21 protein-coding genes are annotated in these 17,487 nt (G+C 60.9%); 10 read left to right on the forward strand and 11 right to left on the reverse strand.

The genetic code is table 11. From position 1 onward, the window contains the following. Positions 1 to 125: 125 nt before the first annotated feature. From HCZ30_RS11395 to HCZ30_RS11415, 5 genes are read left to right on the forward strand one after another with little or no spacing between them, the layout of a single operon-like run. On the forward strand, positions 126 to 2,603 hold the full coding sequence (locus HCZ30_RS11395; protein WP_246212765.1) for a TonB-dependent receptor: 2,478 nt from the start codon (positions 126 to 128) through the stop codon (positions 2,601 to 2,603). A 58-nt stretch (positions 2,604 to 2,661) separates the two neighbouring features. Continuing rightward, positions 2,662 to 3,345 (forward strand): Fe2+-dependent dioxygenase, encoded by a 684-nt coding sequence (locus tag HCZ30_RS11400; protein WP_167638421.1) that lies wholly within the window; start codon positions 2,662 to 2,664, stop codon positions 3,343 to 3,345. Continuing rightward, the gene (gene exbB / locus HCZ30_RS11405) at positions 3,342 to 4,130 is read left to right on the forward strand and encodes a tonB-system energizer ExbB (RefSeq protein ID WP_167638422.1); all 789 of its coding nucleotides are present in this window, start codon (positions 3,342 to 3,344) and stop codon (positions 4,128 to 4,130) included. Before HCZ30_RS11400 ends, exbB begins: the two co-directional genes overlap by 4 nt. A gap of 3 nt (positions 4,131 to 4,133) precedes the next feature. After that, a complete protein-coding gene (locus tag HCZ30_RS11410) occupies positions 4,134 to 4,583 on the forward strand; it encodes a biopolymer transporter ExbD (protein WP_167638423.1) in 450 nt (149 codons plus the stop codon). Continuing rightward, a complete protein-coding gene (locus HCZ30_RS11415; protein ID WP_167638424.1) occupies positions 4,580 to 5,428 on the forward strand; it encodes an energy transducer TonB family protein in 849 nt (282 codons plus the stop codon). Before HCZ30_RS11410 ends, HCZ30_RS11415 begins: the two co-directional genes overlap by 4 nt. On the opposite strand, the gene HCZ30_RS11420 is transcribed toward HCZ30_RS11415, so the two are convergent. Together HCZ30_RS11420 and hemP are read right to left on the reverse strand one after the other, a co-directional pair. Continuing rightward, entirely contained in the window at positions 5,415 to 6,512 is a 1,098-nt protein-coding gene (locus tag HCZ30_RS11420) for an alpha-hydroxy acid oxidase (RefSeq protein WP_167638425.1), read from the reverse strand. The two genes, HCZ30_RS11415 and HCZ30_RS11420, sit on opposite strands and share 14 nt — an antisense overlap. Continuing rightward, positions 6,509 to 6,697, reverse strand: a complete 189-nt coding sequence (gene hemP / locus HCZ30_RS11425) for a hemin uptake protein HemP (RefSeq protein ID WP_167638426.1) — start codon at positions 6,695 to 6,697, stop codon at positions 6,509 to 6,511. Before hemP ends, HCZ30_RS11420 begins: the two co-directional genes overlap by 4 nt. Positions 6,698 to 6,908: 211 nt before the next feature. Here hemP and HCZ30_RS11430 point away from each other — a divergent pair, with 211 nt between their 5' ends. Beyond that, on the forward strand, positions 6,909 to 7,907 hold the full coding sequence (locus tag HCZ30_RS11430) for an FkbM family methyltransferase (protein ID WP_217703048.1): 999 nt from the start codon (positions 6,909 to 6,911) through the stop codon (positions 7,905 to 7,907). A 62-nt stretch (positions 7,908 to 7,969) separates the two neighbouring features. On the opposite strand, the gene HCZ30_RS11435 is transcribed toward HCZ30_RS11430, so the two are convergent. The 6 genes from HCZ30_RS11435 to HCZ30_RS11460 form a co-directional block, all read right to left on the reverse strand. Further along, entirely contained in the window at positions 7,970 to 8,917 is a 948-nt protein-coding gene (locus HCZ30_RS11435) for a YihY/virulence factor BrkB family protein (protein ID WP_167638428.1), read from the reverse strand. A 77-nt stretch (positions 8,918 to 8,994) separates the two neighbouring features. After that, positions 8,995 to 10,137 (reverse strand): DUF3618 domain-containing protein, encoded by a 1,143-nt coding sequence (locus HCZ30_RS11440; RefSeq protein ID WP_167638429.1) that lies wholly within the window; start codon positions 10,135 to 10,137, stop codon positions 8,995 to 8,997. Continuing rightward, positions 10,130 to 10,525, reverse strand: a complete 396-nt coding sequence (locus HCZ30_RS11445; protein WP_167638430.1) for a phage holin family protein — start codon at positions 10,523 to 10,525, stop codon at positions 10,130 to 10,132. The genes HCZ30_RS11440 and HCZ30_RS11445 overlap by 8 nt, the downstream gene beginning before the upstream one ends. Then, the gene (locus HCZ30_RS11450) at positions 10,525 to 11,031 is read right to left on the reverse strand and encodes a hypothetical protein (protein ID WP_167638431.1); all 507 of its coding nucleotides are present in this window, start codon (positions 11,029 to 11,031) and stop codon (positions 10,525 to 10,527) included. The genes HCZ30_RS11445 and HCZ30_RS11450 overlap by 1 nt, the downstream gene beginning before the upstream one ends. Positions 11,032 to 11,157: 126 nt before the next feature. Further along, positions 11,158 to 11,427: a hypothetical protein gene (locus HCZ30_RS11455; protein ID WP_167638432.1), complete on the reverse strand. Its 270-nt coding sequence runs from the start codon at positions 11,425 to 11,427 to the stop codon at positions 11,158 to 11,160. A 49-nt stretch (positions 11,428 to 11,476) separates the two neighbouring features. Then, positions 11,477 to 12,250 carry a hypothetical protein gene (locus tag HCZ30_RS11460; protein WP_167638433.1) on the reverse strand — a complete coding sequence of 258 codons (774 nt, stop codon included), beginning with the start codon at positions 12,248 to 12,250 and terminating at the stop codon, positions 11,477 to 11,479. Here HCZ30_RS11460 and HCZ30_RS11465 point away from each other — a divergent pair. The 4 genes from HCZ30_RS11465 (at position 12,234) to HCZ30_RS11480 (ending at position 15,428) form a co-directional block, all read left to right on the forward strand. Continuing rightward, on the forward strand, positions 12,234 to 12,512 hold the full coding sequence (locus HCZ30_RS11465) for a hypothetical protein (protein ID WP_348640378.1): 279 nt from the start codon (positions 12,234 to 12,236) through the stop codon (positions 12,510 to 12,512). The two genes, HCZ30_RS11460 and HCZ30_RS11465, sit on opposite strands and share 17 nt — an antisense overlap. Before the next feature lie 306 nt (positions 12,513 to 12,818). Continuing rightward, on the forward strand, positions 12,819 to 13,841 hold the full coding sequence (gene dusA, locus HCZ30_RS11470; protein WP_167638434.1) for a tRNA dihydrouridine(20/20a) synthase DusA: 1,023 nt from the start codon (positions 12,819 to 12,821) through the stop codon (positions 13,839 to 13,841). 25 nt (positions 13,842 to 13,866) lie between these two features. Then, positions 13,867 to 14,685 (forward strand): sulfite exporter TauE/SafE family protein, encoded by an 819-nt coding sequence (locus HCZ30_RS11475; RefSeq protein WP_432442766.1) that lies wholly within the window; start codon positions 13,867 to 13,869, stop codon positions 14,683 to 14,685. Continuing rightward, a complete protein-coding gene (locus HCZ30_RS11480) occupies positions 14,682 to 15,428 on the forward strand; it encodes a phytanoyl-CoA dioxygenase family protein (protein ID WP_167638435.1) in 747 nt (248 codons plus the stop codon). The genes HCZ30_RS11475 and HCZ30_RS11480 overlap by 4 nt, the downstream gene beginning before the upstream one ends. Here HCZ30_RS11480 and HCZ30_RS11485 read toward each other — a convergent pair. Genes HCZ30_RS11485 through ccmI form a run of 3 tightly spaced genes read right to left on the reverse strand, consistent with a single transcriptional unit; the run spans position 15,418 to position 17,339 of the window. After that, a complete protein-coding gene (locus tag HCZ30_RS11485) occupies positions 15,418 to 15,663 on the reverse strand; it encodes a DUF1289 domain-containing protein (protein WP_167638436.1) in 246 nt (81 codons plus the stop codon). The two genes, HCZ30_RS11480 and HCZ30_RS11485, sit on opposite strands and share 11 nt — an antisense overlap. Next, a complete protein-coding gene (gene ruvX, locus HCZ30_RS11490; RefSeq protein WP_167638437.1) occupies positions 15,664 to 16,134 on the reverse strand; it encodes a Holliday junction resolvase RuvX in 471 nt (156 codons plus the stop codon). Next, positions 16,131 to 17,339 (reverse strand): c-type cytochrome biogenesis protein CcmI, encoded by a 1,209-nt coding sequence (ccmI, locus tag HCZ30_RS11495; RefSeq protein ID WP_167638438.1) that lies wholly within the window; start codon positions 17,337 to 17,339, stop codon positions 16,131 to 16,133. Before ccmI ends, ruvX begins: the two co-directional genes overlap by 4 nt. Positions 17,340 to 17,487: the final 148 nt, after the last annotated feature.

Raw genomic sequence — 17,487 nt, forward strand, 5'->3', positions numbered from 1 at the left:
TGGCTCATTTACCTGACTATTTTGGTATGCTATTCGCCACTCAGTCGAGTCGCCATCCAGACCTCCTCGGTCAAGACAGCCTGTTTTCGACACAGTCAAACGCTGCAAAATAAACCGAGGGACACATGCGCAATCTGCGACAGCAGCCGCTTGCGGCTCAACACGGCTTTTCCGTACCGACCACTTCACTCCTGGGTGCTTCGCTGACCGCGATGGCATTTGCCACCGGCGCGATGGCGCAGGACACCGATACAACCATCATGCTTCCGACCGTCGAGGTAGAAACCACTCAGGCCCAGCCCGAACAAGCAAGCGCTCCGGCTGCCGCGCCGCGCCGTACCGCTGCGCCCGCCGCGCCGCAGGTTTGCACGCCCGAACTGGCGGGAACGCCGGTTTGCGCCGCGCAGGAGGCCGCCGAGGCAGCCGCCGCCGCCGAAGCCGCCGCTGTTGCTGCTGCCGAAGCAAAGGCCCGCGCGGGCACCAACCCGAACGCTGATCCCGATGCGCCTTTCCGCGCCGAGACGCTGACCAATTCGCGCCTCCCCGGTCCGGTTCTGGACACGCCGCGCACCGTTACTGCGATCACGCAGGAAACGATCGAGACAACCGGCACCACCGCAATCCGAGAGCTGGCCCGTAGCACGCCCGGTATCTCGCTGGGCTTTGGCGAAGGTGGCAGCTCGTTCGGGGACAACATCTTTATCCGTGGTTTCAAGGCCAACAACGACATCTACGTCGATGGTGTGCGCGATCCGGGTATCTCGGTCCACGAGACCTTCAACACCGAGCAGGTCGAAGTGGTCAAAGGTCCGGCGGGTTCGGTCGCTGGACGGGGCACCACCGGCGGTGCGCTGAACATCGCGTCGAAAAAGCCGCAGGATGTCGATTTTACCGAGCTTGCGACCACCGTCACCGACGCTGGCACCACCCGCCAGACCGTCGACACGAACTGGGCGATCAGCGACGACCTTCAGGTCCGCGTCAACGGCATGATCCAGAATGGCGAAGTCGCTGGCCGCGAGAGCCTGATCGACGACCGCCGCGGCCTGTCGGCTGCGCTGCGTTACCAAGCCGCGCCGAACGTGACAATTGAGGCCGACTACACCCACACCGAAATCGAACAGACACCGGATTGGGGCGTCCCCTATATCGCTGACGGCGACGAGACCGACGGCATCGACATTCCGAATGGCCCCGTCACGGAATTCGGCGTCGACCGCGATACCTTCTACGGCGTTGCGGGGAGGGACTATCAGGAAACGACACAGGACGTCGCGACTGCCCGCGTGATCTGGGACATCTTGCCCGACATGACGCTGACCAACACGCTGCGTGGGTCGACATCGATCAACGATTACGTTCTAACCGCGCCGAGCAGCGTCTCCGACAACGGTTCGACTGACCCGAACGACTGGACCGTCGGTCTCAGCTTCAAGAGCCGCTATCAGGAGACGGATGTCCTTTCCAACGATACCGAGCTTGCGGGCAAGGCCGAGGCATTCGGTCTGTCGCACAATTACATCCTCGGCGTCAGTATTTCGCAAGAAGACGTGCGCTCGACTTCCTATGCCAACCTGCAATCGGAGGACTATGAGCCGCCCGCAGGTCAGCGAGGCTGTACCGTCGACGTCGTCGATCCCGACCCGACCGACTGCTGGGGCGGTGAGACGCCGGTGCGTGGTGACAGCTTCACCACGACCGAAGTGCGCACCACGTCGGTCTACGCGCTCGACACCGTGGATATCACCGACAAGGTTAGCGTGACCGCCGGTCTGCGCGTCGACAACTACTCCATCTCGCGTTCGGGCGTTGGTTGGATGGGCGACGCCTACGACTATGCGCGCGAAGACACGATGGTGAACGGCAACCTTTCGGCCAACTACAAGCCGCGGGAAAACGTCACCTTCTACGGCGCTTACTCGACCTCGACCAACCCGATGGGGCAGGAAATCGCGGCGGGCGGCGGCTACTACGGTGGTCTGGACGAAGGCGGCACGGCACTCGCTCCGGAAAAGAATACCTCGCTCGAATTCGGTGCGAAGTATGAATATCAGGACGATCTGCTGCTGACCGCTGCGCTGTTCCGCACCACCAAGGACAACGCCCGCGAAGACATCGGCCCGCGCGGTGCATCTGTCACCTACGACACGCTGGAATACATGGTTCAGGGTGTCGAACTGGGTGTCAGCGGTAAGCTCAACGAACGGATCGGCCTCTTTGGTGGCGCCGTCTGGATGGACAGCGAAGTGCTCGATAGCCAAGACCCCGAAGCCATCGGCCAGTCAGTCCCGACGATTGCGCACGAGCAGTTCAACCTGTTGACCACCTACGACTTCACCGAGGACTTCATGCTCGGCGTCCAGGTCAACTACACAGGTGAGCGCGACCTCGGCACGTCCACGCCGAACGGCAACACGCTGGACGCCTACACCACCTTCGACATCGTCGGCGAATATGCCTTCAACGATACGACGGGTGTGCGCTTCGGCGTCTCGAATGCGACCGACAAGACCTACTACGACACCGCGTACCGTTCGGGTGAGCCGTTCACCTACGTCGCTCCGGGCCGTGAGGTCTGGGCCACGCTGGAAATGAAGTTCTGATCCGAAAAGGAGGGGCGGGTCCGCTCGCCCCTCGCACCCAAAACAGAGGGGGTGAGCCATGCTCGTTACCATTCCCGAGGTATTCACCAAGGACGAAGTCCGCAGCATCCGCGATTTGCTTGATCGGGCGAATTGGGATGACGGCCGCAAAACAGCCGGCGCTCAATCGCAGTCCGTGAAGGCCAATCAGCAGCTACCTGCAACCGGTGAGACGGCGCAGAAACTCGGTCAGATGATCCTGAACCGACTTGGCGAAACCCCACTGTTTCTATCGGCGGCATTGCCCCTGCGGTTCTTGCCGCCGATGTTCAACAAATACGAGGTTGGCGAGACGTTCGGCGTCCATGTCGACAACGCGATCCGCGTCAATCCGCACACGGCGGAGCGTCTCCGGACCGACCTGTCGATGACCATCTTCTTTTCCGAGCCGGACGAATATGACGGCGGCGTTCTTGAGGTTGAGCACCACTACGGCACGCAAGAGGTCAAACTCCCAGCGGGGGATATGGTGCTCTACCCATCGACGTCCTTGCATCAGGTCACGCCCGTCACGCGCGGCGCGCGGGTGTCGTCATTCTTCTGGCTACAAAGCATGGTACGGTCGGACCAGCAGCGCTCCATCCTGTTCGACCTCGACCAGACCATCCAGACGCTTGCGATGCAGTCCGGTGTAGAGGACCCGCAGGTTGTCCGCCTGACCGGCATTTACCACAACATGATCCGTGAATGGAGCGAGGTATGAACCGCCTTTGGTACGCCGTAGCCGCGTCAGTTTTTGCCACCCCTGCCGCTGCGCAGAGCATGGAAAGTTTGAACGAATGGCTGACGGAGGCCGGACAGGACCATATGAGCCCCGTCGGCATGTACCTTGCCGCCGACATCGTGGTCAAAGGCGTCATGGTCACGCTGTTCGTGGCCTCGGTGCTTGTCTGGGCGGTGTTTGTCGCAAAGCTTCTGTCACTGGGTGCGGCCAAGGCACGCCTGCGCCGCGGGTATCGCAACCTTGACGAGCGCGGCACGCTGGAAGGCGTCCACTTCAGAGGCCGCGCACCGATGAGCGTGATGATCCGCACGGCACAGGAAGAGCGCGACCGCTCTGTCCGTGGCAGCGCTGACGGCATCAAGGAGCGCACAAAAAACGCACTCGGACGTATCGAAACAGGTGCTGCGCGCAAAGCCAGCGCAGGAACGGCACTGCTTGCGATCACTGGATCGTCTGCTCCGTTCATCGGTCTTTTCGGCACGGTCTGGGGCATCATGAACAGCTTCATTTCGATTGCGGAAACGAACACAACCAACCTCGCCGTCGTCGCGCCAGGGATTGCGGAGGCTCTGCTGGCCACGGCCATCGGCCTCGTCGCGGCGATCCCTGCGGTGATCTTTTATAACCTGCTGGCCCGTTCCATCGGCGGCTATCGGGTGATGCTCGGGGATGCCTCGGCGCTGGTCTATCGCACGCTGTCGCGCGACCTCGACCTTGCGAAATCGCCAGCGCGCCCGTCGATCATCGCTTCGGCGGCGGAGTAAGTCATGGGCGCGAAACTCGGTGGTGACGACTTCGACGATCTGGGCGAAAGCGCGGAAATCAACATCACGCCATTTATCGACGTCATGTTGGTGCTGCTGATCATCTTCATGGTCGCGGCACCGCTCTCGACCGTCGACATTCCCGTCGAACTGCCTGTTGCCGTGGCCGATGCGCCTGTCAGGCCGTCGGAACCGGTCTTCATCACGATCGAAGAGGACCTCTCCATCTCTGTCGGCGACTATCCGGCCACCCTGGACTCTCTGGTGATGGAGGTCGGCATCGCGACCGGCATCGACCACGATGAGCGCCTCTATATCCGCGCCGACAAATCGGTGCCGTACGGCGAACTGATCGGCGTGATGAATGTGCTCAGGTCCGAGGGCTACCTGAAGGTCGGCCTCGTCGGTCTCGATGAAATGAGCGCGCCGCCGCAAGAGGGGGGAGCGGAATGAGCCTCGCTTACAAAGGGGGCGTGTCGCTGCTTCCGATGCTCGCCGCGACCGTCGCGTTCAGCGGTGCCGCACACATCGCCTTGCCTGTGGTTCTAACATCGCAGCCCGAGGAGGCGGCTCCCGCGCCGCTGGAAACTGGCGTTCAGGGTGCCATCATGTTCGACCTATCGGATATCATCGCAGCGCCTACCGCTGCGGGCGAGGACAGCCGCGAAGTCGCCGAAGCCGAGGAGGCCGCGACGGTCACCGAAAGCCCCGAATTGGTCGATCTTGCGAAGGCTGCCGATGAACCGATCCTGAACCAGAGCCCCTATGAGGTCGAGGACGACACCCTGAAATTCGGCGTGGCCAGCCCCGATCCGGTTAAGAACACCGAGCGGGATGCGACCGCCACCGCCGCCGAGTACGAGGAAGAGAAGGTGCACGAGCCTTCGTCCGCGGGTGCGACTGCCGCCCAAGCCTCCAACGCGTCCGTGTCGGGCGTCGATGCCGACCAGACTGCCGAGAGCGCACAGGCCAGCAGCGAAGGGCTTTCAGCGGCTGATGTCGAGCAGATCACCGAATGGCAAAAAGAGATCGTCCTGAAGGTCGCCCACGCCAAATCCTATCCCGATGCGGCACGTTCGGCGGGAATTGAGGGCGAGGTCCGCATCCGCTTCGAGCTGGACCGCTACGGCAACGTGCTGTCGCGGTCGGTCGAGCAGACCTCTGGCCATGACGTGCTGGATCAAGCTGCGCTGGGCGTCATCGACGGTATCGGCAAAATGCCGACCCCACCGAATGCGCTGGTCGGTGACAGCTTCACGCTGGTGATCCCGATCAACTATTCGATCAATAGGGGATGAAGCCGTCGGGCACCCTGACGCAATCGCGCGTGATGTCGCCAAGTGTACGGCATCCGGCGAGGGCCATGGTGATTTCCAACTCGTCCCTCAGCAGTCGCAGCACATGGCTCACCCCAAGCGCGCCGCCCACGGCAAGGCCAAAGAGCACCGGCCGCCCGATCAGCACCGCATCAGCGCCGAGGGCGATGGCTCTGAAAATGTCCACGCCGCGGCGGATGCCGCCGTCGAAGAGCACGGGAAAATCGGCCCCGGCGGTCTGCCTGATCGCGGGCAGAGCCGAAATGCTCGACGGCACCCCGTCCAGCACCCGCCCGCCGTGGTTCGACACGATCAGCCCCGCTGCGCCTGCGTCCTGCTCCAACGCCACATCGCCCGGATGCATGATACCTTTGGGCAAGACGGGTAGGGGCGCGTGACGGCAGAGCCAAGCCACATCGTCCCACGTCGGCATGACATAGGCGATCCGTTCGAAAATAGCGGACTCGGTGCCGGTCAGCGGAGCGAACTGCGGAGGCTGCGCGGCAAGGTTGGGAAAGGGCAGGGAGGCAGGAAACTGAAAGCCGCTGGCAATCTCCTCATCCCTGACGCCATTCACAGGCGCATCGACGGTTAGAACGAGGCTCTGAAAGCCTGCATCGGTCGCGCGTTGGGCGAGCGCGAGAGTGGCGTCTCGCCCTTGCCAATAAAGCTGAAAAGTTCGGGCATTTGGCCCTTCCGCGCGGACGTTTTCCATCGGGACATTTGACTGGGTGCTCAGCACCATGCCGCATCCCTGAGCGGTGGCGGCGGCAGCGGTCGCGGTCTCGCCTTGGGAATGCAGCAACTGTTGCGCTGCCATCGGTGCCACGATTATCGGGGCGTCAAGGTTCTGCCCTAGCATGGTGCACCGCGTCCCGCCGCCTTTGATCTCTCTCAGATGGCGGGGAAATATTTGCACCTCCGCAAGGTCGCTCAGGTTCCGCTGCGCAGTCTGTCCGTCGCCTGCCGCGCCAAAGAAATAGGCCGCTGTGGCTTGGTCCAATCGCTCGCGAGCGGCACGTTCATAGCCCCGCAAAGTGGTCGGCAATGTCGGGCTATCGCTCATTTCGTCAGGATAAGCTTGCCCGCACGCGTGATGCGCAAGGTATAAACCTGCCCCGCCAAGGAAATCTGCGCCAGATCTCCGCCCTGCGTAAGATCGGTCGCCGAATAGAGGGGCAGCCGCGCCTTGTCGGATGGGCCGACGCTCTGATCGCTAGTGGGTTTCCCATCACAGTCCGATGGCAACATTTGAAGTCTCCGCTGTCTCCGTTTTCCTGGCTGAGTGCGGCGACTCTGGCTGGGTCAATTAAAGTTGACTTATTATGTCAGGAATATCCGGAGTGCAAGTGATGGGAGATCCGGTCAGTTTGAAATGGGCGAATGATTGGGAAAAAGTGGACACCCCCCCCCTTAAGTTGCAGCGGTGGTGGAACGGCTTGTGCGAGGGTGGAGCAATGAAGTGGTCAGCTCCAAGATCGAACACATTGCACTTGTATCTGCTAGTAGCGCGGTGCCTTATCGGGCGGATAAACGGTGCATGATTGAGAATAGCGAGATGGACGATTTGAAGAGCGGGCTGACTTACGACACCGCAAAATTAGGCTTGGTGACCATTGGGGATATCGACCTGAGGTACCGCGACGCCGATGGCGGGGGTAAGCACTATCACGGGCGTGGCCATTTCGAGGAATACGTGAGCCCGATGTACCGCCTGCTCGCGGACGAGTTGAAGCCATCTCACTGCATCGATATCGGAGCCAACTACGGCTACACTGGGCTTCTCATGCGCCGTGCCTTCCCTGATGCAAATCTCACGTTGGTCGAGCCGATCCCTTGGCTTGAATCTTTCGTTCGCAAGAACTTTGAAAACAATGGCGCGAGCTTTGATCGTTTCATTTCAGCCATCGCATCGGATGCCGCTGCCACGACCGAATTCGGTGTTAATACCAACGCCTCGCAAGACAGTAGAGTCAAAGCACAGGGGAACTGGGACGTCATCTCGACGACTTCGGTCACTTTGTCGGAAATCACTTCGCCTGTGTCCGCTGATCAGGGTGTTTATATCAAAATCGATACCCAAGGCTGGGAAGAGAGCGTCTTCCGCGGCGGCGAACGTTTTCTTTCTTCGCATAATCGCTGGTTCATAAAAACGGAGTTCGCGCCGCACTGGATGATCAGTCAGGGGAGCGATCCGGTGGCAGTTCTGGAAAGCTGGCTCGAGAAGTACGATATCTACGAAAGCCTCGGGCGGGTTGCTTGGAACTGTTCCAGCCTCACAGACATGATCGGCAAGAAGCTCGAGCCCGGTGATGGCGCCAAGTTCGTTGATTACGTCCAGACGCTGAACAAGAATGGTCTGGGCTGGGTGGATCTGTTTGTCTTGCCGCCTGCGTCGCGGCGCGCCTACGCGAATACCGTAGAGCGTCCAAGCAGCATTTGGAAGCGCCTCTTCGACTGACGCTCTGGCGGTTGTCGCCGGACCGAAAAGCAGCAGTCTAGCATTTCGCTGTTGTATCCGCTCTACGGGGCTTCGCCTTTGAACTCGTCGGCTTTAACGGCCCCGCGCACACCGCGCGGCATGTCCTTTCCGATGGTCGTATCGTGGGTGGTCTGTGCTTCCAGCTCGGCGTTGATCTCGGCTCCCAGAAGTATCACGTAGGCGGAAATCCAGAGCCAGAACAACAGGATGATCACCCCTGCCAAGGAACCGAAGGTTTCCTGATAGGATCCGAAGTTCTCGGCGTAGAGCGAGAAAGCGATAGACCCCATAAGCCAGAGGAGGCAGGCAACGATGGCTCCGGGGGCCAGCCATGCCCATTCTGCAGATTTGCGGGACGGACCGAACCGGTAGATGATCGCAATGCCTACGACCACCGATAAGAGCAAAACGCCCCAGCGAGCCCAGGACATGATTGCTTCGAACACCGGTCCAAACGCAACGATCGCGAGGATGCCGGGCAAAACGAGCACCGCGCCAATGGCAGACAACAATCCGACGATGAGAAGCAGGGTTAGCGCCAGCGTGGTGAGCTTGAGGCGGATAAAACCGCGCTTTTCCTCTTCGTCGTAGGCGACGTTGAGCCCCTCGATCAGATGGCCAACCCCGGCCGAAGCAGAGTAGAGCGAAAGCAGGATGCCCAACGCGGCCGCAAGCCCGAGGCCCCCTGTATGCGATCCAGCAACAGATTTTGCCTGCTCGATGAGGATCTCGGCAGCACGCTGCGGCAATACCTCGGTGATTTGTTGGATTTGAGCGGTGACGTCAGCGGGCGTAATGAAAAGCCCAGCGAGCGCCATAAGCGCAGTGATTGCAGGAAAAATGGCCATCAGCGCATAGAATGCGACACCTGCCGAAACCAAGCTGATCCGGTCTGCGGCCAACTCGGCCTTGACGCGCAACATGATAGCTTTCCAGCCAGTGAGGCCGATCTGGCGTGGCCGGGTGGCGTAGGATCCGTCGTTTGGCATGACAGCGATTTTCCTTGGAATGTCTTAAATTTCGCGCCGGAGCCATTGGGCACCGACGCGAATTCATAGTCAGTTGATCAGCCCTGCTTGGGCGTTTGGGACGTCACGTCCGGTCGACCGAGGTTCTGCGCGTCCGCTTCGTCGCGAACCCGATCCTCGATACGCTTGCCGGCAGATTTGGCGGCATCGGCAAGAGCGTGCTCAGCAGGCTTATCGCCGGGGGTGCGTTCATCGGCTTCCGCACGAGCCTCGCGCGCGATGCTTTCGCCCTCGTCGAGCGCGGCACTGGCAACGGCAGAAAGCTTGTCACGCTCCTCACGGAAGATCGCTTCGGCTTCGGACATCAAAGCGTCGCTGTATTCGCCCATGAAGTCGTCCTCTGCCTTGGTGCGCGGTGCGGCTCCGCCAAGAGCGGCACCGACCGCGACGGCGAGTGCGCCAGCGACGAGAGGGTGGTCACTGAAGAAGTCGGCAGCGCTTGCTGCGGTCTGCTTCACTTTTTGGCCCCCGCGTTCACGGGCGATAAGTGCGCGCTCACGCGCCTCGATCACACGGCGGCGGGCGCCCTCCGACATATGCTCTGTCCCGGCGGCGATGCGGGCGTAACCGTCCTGAAGTACCGACTGGGCCTGCGACGACTTCGCCGAAACGGAGTCGCGGACGGACTGTCCGGCCTCACCAATCTTGGTGCGGGCATCCCCAGCGGTGGCCGCGGCGCTATCACGTTTGTCGGCCAACGCAGACTTCAGGCGGGCCTGTGCACGATCCACGCGATCTTCGAAGCTTTCCGCCTCGTCGCCATCATCACCATGCAGATCGTCATAATAGCTGGGGCGATAGGTGGTGCCGTAGCCCGGTTTGCGGGCGGCCCAGTCCGGACCGGCTGCGGTATTTGCAGCGGAGTCCGTAGCGCTGTCCTTACGGATCTGACGGCTCAGCGGGTCGCCGGCCAGACCTTTGTCCTCGTTATCGTAGGAGCGACCGAACATCATCCATACAAGGCCAGCTGCCGTCAGCGTCAGGCCGATCGGGTTCTGCTTGGCCGACTTCGAAAAAGCCTGCCCCATTTCGCTGCCGTGGGTCTGTAGGTGGCGGCCCACTTGGGCCACAATCTCGTCGGTCGAAAAGCGGCTCTGAAGCTCGGATACGGACGAGGTCAGACCCGCGCGTTCGCGTTCGATCTCGCGTTCGATTTCTGCTGCTGATTTGCGATTAGACATTGGTCGTCTCCGTGATTGCATGCACGTCGCGACGGACGTTTTCAGTGGTGCGGGTCGGGGCGAGGCTGCTTGCTTTAAGCTTGCTCATCCCGCCTTTGATCATGATCAGCGCCGCAATGATGGCGACACCGCCGACGATCACGGCCGACCAGAAAGGATGCAGGCCCGCCGCGGAAAGCGCGGCCACGAGCGCAGCAGCGATGACGTTGAGACCAACGAGGGTCAAAACGACGCCGCCGACGATCACGCCCACCGCCGTGGCGGCAGTGTTCAGGTTCTCGCCAATTTCAGCACGGGCGAGCTGCAATTCCTTGCGTACGAGCGTTGTGACATGCGTGATGATATTGCCGACCAGGTTAGTAGTTCCGGTTGTTTTGTCCGTTTGCATCAGAGGTTCTCCGGTTCCTGGCGGTGGTAGGCGGGGGTGGCAGGGCTCGCAGCAGCGGGTGCCGATGCCGGTTGCGGTGTAGTGTTCGTGCTGGCGTTGTTTGCACCTGCTTTGGCGAAGCGCGTTGCGGCGAAACCGAGAAGTGCGGCACCGCCGAGGTAGGCCATCGGGTTGCGGCGGGCGAAGTCGGACAAGCCGCCTGCCATTTCGCCCAGATCCTTATCTCGGATCGAGTCCGAAGCATCTGCTAGGGTCGAGGCAATCTGGGACATGGTCCGCTCTTGCGGAGAACCGCTGCGCATCTCTTCGGCAGCTTTGCGAAGCGCGTTCGAGACGTCCGAAACCTCGTCCGCCATATGGCCGCGCTGCTCTTCTTCGAAGCCGCTGGCACGCTGTTTGATTTCATCCGCTGTATTCCGGGCCTTGGTCCGAAGATCATCGCGCATCTCACGCGCGGCGCTCTCAGCGGGAGGGGTGTTCGGGGTGTGTTGGTTAGGATTTGTCATCCCTACCTCCTTGGATAAAATTGACCGGCGGTGAACGCCGTCTTGGTTGAACAACACACGCTGCTCCGGCTAAGTTCCTCATCTGCTCCTTATTAATTGACTGCGACGTGAGAGCCCTTCGTCCAGTTACTGCTTGGAAGAAGATTTTTTCGTGTCGGAGATCGCTGCCAGCTTTGCGCTGCCATCGGCGTACCGGCAGAGAAACAAGGCTCTGACCGCAGTCGCGACCTTCATCTTCTGAAAGTGCTGTGTGATGGTTGAATAGCCGGTCCAATGGAGCTGAGCTGCAGCGGTCGGCAAAAGATCGAAAGGCAGCAGTGGGCCGGGACCGACGACCGCGGTTGCCAGCGAGGCTCGAGACTCCGCTGCGCCGCCGCAAGTCTGGTTCGAAACCATTCTGAAGGTTGCTGCGTCGCAAACGAAAGACTGCCTCTCCCGTGACAGCCTAGGACGACCAAAGTGGCTCCGTGCTCTCGTCAAGGCAGGTCATCGCATGCAGAACTGTCTCTCCGAGCCGCGTGCTCAGACCTGTCCTTGCGCCGGTTTCAAGCATCAGTTGCACACGCTGAAGGGGGGTCGAGAACGCGCCCGTGGCCCACATCAGCGGGAAGGGCGACGTGCCCGAAAAACCTGATCCGTATGTTCGATTGAGCTCGACAGACGGAAGCGCAACGCAGAAAACGGCGAAGCCGGCCACCTTTGCGAGAGCCTCTGCCGCATCGGTCAAACCGAGAAACTTCATTGCGCGTTCGCTCTTTTCAGGGAGCCAATTGATCTCCTCCATTTGCTGAGCGACACCGGCGGCATCACCGTCCGCGCATGCCTTGTCGAACCTTTGGTAAGCGTCCATAAATTCGGGAAGGACCCTGATCTGTTCGGCAAAGCGCGGTTGGTCTTCCGGCATGAGCTTGGCTGAGTAGTCACCAAGTGTAGAGACAAGAGCGTCAGCGAGGCGGGCATCTCCGCTATCGTTCTCAATACCGTCGAGAACCTGTCTCGCCAAAGCGACGGTTAGCTCTCGGGCTGCTGGAAATTTGTCGGAAAAATGTGCTGCTCGATCTTGCTGATCCTTGAAACAGAGAGACCTGTTCCAAAAAAAATGTGACCCTTGTGTGGTCAATTCCCAGACTGCATGCACTTTTGCCGAAAGCGGTGCATTTGCCCAAATAAGATGAAATATTCGGGCCACATCCGGAGAGACCGTGCGCAGTCCGCGCATCCTCGCCGCCCCCGCCGCCTTCGAGTGCCATCTGGTGCAGACGGTTCCGGTCAGCCCCGCGCGCACCATTGTTCTGGGCGAGGTCAAGCGCATGTTCGTGCGCGAGACACTGGTGGACCCCGAAACCCACTACGTCGATCAGATCGGAATCGACGCCGTCGGACGCCTCGGTGGTCACCTCTACGCGCGCCAGCTCGACCAATTCGAACGGGTGACGCCGACGGTGGAGGAGTTCATGGGCGTTCCGGAGAAGACAGGCTGAGTCTCTTTCGACGGCAGTAAGAACAATTTTCTGAAATACTTGAGAGGGGCCGGTTCGGGGAAGCGGCTCCGCAAATAGGAGATCGCTTGAAGCGCTTCCCGTCCACAGTGACCCCAACTTCTGCCTTTTACACCGGCGCTCCGTCCGCCTTTTCACGAACTTCGATATGTGCCATACGCTCGTCCTTTGTCTGAAGCATCGGCAGGGTTAGTCGTCCCTTCCGAGGCTCAAGTAGGTCCTCGAGCAGGGGGATGTCGGTCCAAAATGTGCAGGAATGTCGCGCGAATGTCGGATGCCATACAAAATATGTCAGACGGAAATATTATTGGAAATCAAAATTTTAGTCTGATTTCAAAGGCTGCGCGTTTGAGCGTGGCACCCATGATGGACTGGACCGACCGTCATTGCCGTTACTTCCATAGGCTACTGAGCAAAGAGGCGCTCCTTTATACCGAAATGGTAACGTCTCCGGCGGTGGTCCATGGCAAGCGTGATCAGTTGCTGGCGTTTAGTGATGCCGAGCATCCTGTTGCGGTTCAGCTCGGCGGATCGGACCCCAAGGAGCTGTCAGAGGCGACGCGGATTTCGGCGGAGTATGGCTACGACGAAGTTAATCTGAACTGCGGTTGTCCGTCGGATCGTGTGCAGTCGGGTGCTTTCGGTGCGGTGCTCATGAAATCGCCTGATCTGGTCGCCGAATGTGTAGCCGAGATGATCGCCGCGTCTCCTGTCGAGATCACGGTGAAGTGTCGCATCGGTGTGGACGAGCAGGTGCCGCATGAGGTGCTGCCTGACTTTATCGAGAATGTGAGCGCCGCCGGTGTCCGCCGGTTCACCATCCATGCGCGGAAGGCTTGGCTGCAAGGGCTTTCGCCCAAGGAAAACAGGGATATTCCGCCGCTCGACTATCCGCTGGTTCATCAGATCAAACAGACGTGGCCGGACCTCCATATCTCGATCAATGGCGGGATTGCGACGCTGGACGAGGCGGAAAAGCATCTAGCAGAGGGCCTCGATGGGGTGATGATCGGGCGCGCGGCTTACCACAATCCGGCCGATGTGCTGTGCGAAGCCGACCGCCGCATCTACGGCACGGGCGAGGATACCGACGCGGCGCAGGCTGTGCGTGATATGCTGCCCTACATCGAAAGCCACCTGTCGCAGGGCGGGCGTTTGCACCAGATCACGCGCCATATGCTTGGTGCGTTTGCGGGTCGTCCCGGTGCGCGGGCGTGGCGGCGCAAGCTGTCGGAAGAAGCCAATCGTGATGGCGCGGGGACGGAGCTTGTCTTGGCAGCGCTTTCGGAAGTAACTGGCTTTACCGAATAATTTCTAACCGAACTGGAGAGTGCCCGTGTCCGATCCGACGACTTTGATCATGGCGGCCGCGCTGCTCGCGGTAATCGGGGCCTTCGCTGGCGTGCTCGCGGGATTGCTCGGCGTCGGGGGCGGGATCGTCCTCGTTCCGGCGTTCTATTACACCTTCAATGCGCTCGGCTACGGGTCGGAGCAGTTGATGCAGGTCTGCCTCGCGACCTCGCTGGCGACGATTATCGTGACCTCGGCGCGCTCGGTTCTCAGCCATCACCGCAAGGGTGCGGTCGAATGGCCGATCCTGCGGCAAATGGCGCTGGGCATCGTGATCGGCGCGATCATCGGCGTGTTCGTCGCGTCCCAACTGCGGACCCGCGAACTTCAGTTGATCTTTGGCGGGCTGGCGACGTTCATCGGCCTCTACATGGCGTTCGGGCGCAATGACTGGCAGATCGGTGACACAATGCCGAAGGGGCCGGTGGGCTTCATCTTCTCGCCGCTGATCGGTTTCCTGTCTGTCCTGATGGGGATCGGTGGTGGCAGCTTTGGCGTGCCGACGATGACGCTGTTCGGGGTGCCAATCCACCGCGCTGTGGCGACGGCTGCGGGCTTCGGATTTATCATCGCGGTGCCAAGTGTCATCGGCTTCATGTTTGTCGATATGCCCGATGCGCCGCCGTATTCGATCGGCGCGGTGAACATTCCGGCTTTCCTCGTGGTGATTGCGATGACGACATTGACCGCACCGCTGGGTGCGAAACTGGCCCATATGACGGACCCGAAGCGGCTCAAGCGCATCTTTGGCGGGTTCTTGATCCTTGTGGCACTCAACATGCTGCGAAAGGCGCTGGGCGCATGATCGAGGGCGGTTTCATCCAGTTCGAGGCGACACCCGAGACGACGACTTGGGCCAAGGCGGCAAAGCTCGAAGCGGACAAGGTGCTTGCCGATCCCGCGATGCAGGCCAAGTGGCTGCGGCATGGCAAAACGTGGTTCGTGGGCGTCGATGCGCTGCCCAATGATGAGCAGGGGGCAATTGGCGGTGTTCCTCTGCGCGGTCCGTGGGAGGGCATGATCCCCGGTCTGCCGCTGCATCCCGCGCAGCTATCGGTGGTCTACGACGGCTACCCGAAAAAGGACGAGGGCGAGAGCGACAAGGCGCACCAGTTCCGCCTGAAGCGCGACGCTGCCCATTTTGACGGTCTGCTAGCCGAGGGACCGCAAAAGCGCCGCTTCTTGAAAGAGCCGCACGCCTACATCCTCGGGATCGCGCTGACGGATGCGGAGGCGTGTCCGCTCGTCGTCTGGCCGGGGTCGGAGGAGATCATGCGCGAGGCGTTCACCGTCGCATTCGCGGGGATGCCCGCTGCGATGTGGTCCGACATCGACGTGACCGAGATCTATAGCGATGCGCGAAACGAAGTGTTCGAATGTTGCGAGCGGGTCGAACTGCCGATGAAGGCGGGGCAGGCGGTGTTACTCGACCGGTTCGTCATTCACGGCACCGCGCCACAGAGCAAAGCGAAGCCGCCGAAGGATGGACGTCAGATCGCGTTCTTCCGACCGCAGATGGCGTCGATCCGCGATTGGCTCAGAGACTGAGGCGGGCAGCGCGGCCCCCGCGGCGCTGCTTGAGTTCCTGATTGCGCTGCGGAAGCTCGGTCATAATCTCGCGGCGCTTTTCGGGCGTGTAGCGGCTCCAGTTGCCGATCTCTTCCATCGTGCGCTTGCAGCCGACGCAGGTTTTCGTTTCCGGATGGATCGAGCACAGCTTCACGCACGGGCTTTCGATTTCGGCCCGTTTCCAGATGTGGTCGGTGTTGTGCGGCTTGTTCACTCAGCTCTCCAGGAAACGCAAACGGTCCAGCATTCCTTGTAAGATAAAGCCAGCAGCGACGTGGTCGATCACCTCTCCGCGACGCTTTCGTGACGTATCCGCCTCCAGAAGCGCTCTTTCGGCGGCAACGGTGGAAAGCCGCTCATCCCAGAAGGTGATCGGAATATCGGTCAGTTTCTCGAGATTGCGGGCAAAAGCGCGGGTCGATTGGACGCGCGGGCCCTCTGATCCGTCCATGTTCAACGGCAGGCCAAGCACGATACCGGCGAGGTCACGCGCTTTGATGATCTGGAGCAGCCGCTCGGCGTCGAGCGTGAACTTCTTGCGCTTGATCGTCTCGAGCGGCGTGGCGACAGACCTCATCCCGTCGGACACCGCGACGCCGATGGTCACAGTGCCGAGGTCGAGGCCGCAGATCGCGCGGAACGGGGGCAGGGCAGTCGCGAACTCTGCCGTGTCATTGAGGATCATTCTGCGACACCTGCGGAAATGGCTGCATTGCGGATTTGGGCAAGAGCGTCATCGCGGCCTGCAAAGACCTGCTGCGCTTCGCCCCAGATGGCTGCGGCGCGGTCGGTCTGGCCAAGAACGCCGAGCGCACTGATAAGCTGCGCCCATTCGGCAGCAGAGCCGCCTTCGGTCGCCAGACGCTCGGACAAGCCGTCGACCATGCCTTGGATCATCGCGGCCTGGCTTTCGGCGTCCATTCCGGCGGCGTCGTTGATCTGGTCCTGAGTCGGTCCACGCAGCGACGGAAGCTCGTACTCGGCGCCAGCGAGCTGTGCCGCTTCCATGATCTGGGAGCGTGCCCATTCGACGTAGGGCGCGTCAGAGCCGCTCTCCACGACTTCGCGCCACAAACGGAAGGCGAGGTCGGGGCGGTCAGTCTGGCCATAAAGCAGGCCGAAATAATAACGGGCGGCGATGTCGTCGGGGTTGCGGTCCACGAGGGTGCGCAGGACGGTTTCAGCCTCGGGCGAGACGAACCCATTTGCCGCGCCAACCATCAGATCGGCCAGCGTGGTCAGTTCGCCTTGAGTTGCATCGGCGCCCTTGCGGGTGACGAGCTCCTGCTGCGCGACACGGGCGGCGACATAGTTGCCAAGGGCGGCTTCGTGGCGGGCAAGCAGCGCCCAGCCTTGCAGGTCGTCGGGGCGGGTCGGCACGATCTCGCGAAGCTGCGCGACCATATCGATATAGTCCTGAGGAGCCTCAACCGGCGGAAAAGCGGACTGATCGATAAGGCTTTCGGCCTCTTCCTGACTGATACGGTTTTCGCGCATTTCGCGGCCGAACTCGATCCGGGCCTTCTGCGGCATGTCGGGATAGCCCGGTGCGCCAAGCGACCAGTAACCGTAGGCAGTGCCAGCAATTAGCAACCCGAAGGCGATAACCGACATGGTCATGGCTGCGGTGCGCGGCGCTTTAGGCGTCGTGCTCTGTTCGGCCTGATCGGCGGCGAGCAAGCGGCGGGCGATCTCGGTGCGGGTGCGCTCTGCCTCTTCGGCATTCAGAACACCGCGGGCAAGGTCGCGCTCAACCTCTGCGAGCTGGTCCTTGTAGATCGTCATATCGTTGCGGTCTTCTTGTACCGCGGGCGCGCTGCGCCACAGAGGCAGGAGCAGCATAATCGCGACAACTGCCGCAATCGCGACTACAATGATCCAGAACAGCATGGTGCCTCCGATTTCCCTTGCCCCTCATTAGCGGGGGTCAGACCTATGTAAAAGAGGGAGCGCGAGGATGCACCCTTTGCTCCTGCGACAAGCTGTCCTCCACCTATGTCGCAAAGATGCAATATTACGGCGCCTCCAGTCGCCATTT

This window comes from Marivivens donghaensis, from assembly GCF_011806565.1.
Classification (GTDB): domain Bacteria; phylum Pseudomonadota; class Alphaproteobacteria; order Rhodobacterales; family Rhodobacteraceae; genus Marivivens; species Marivivens donghaensis_A.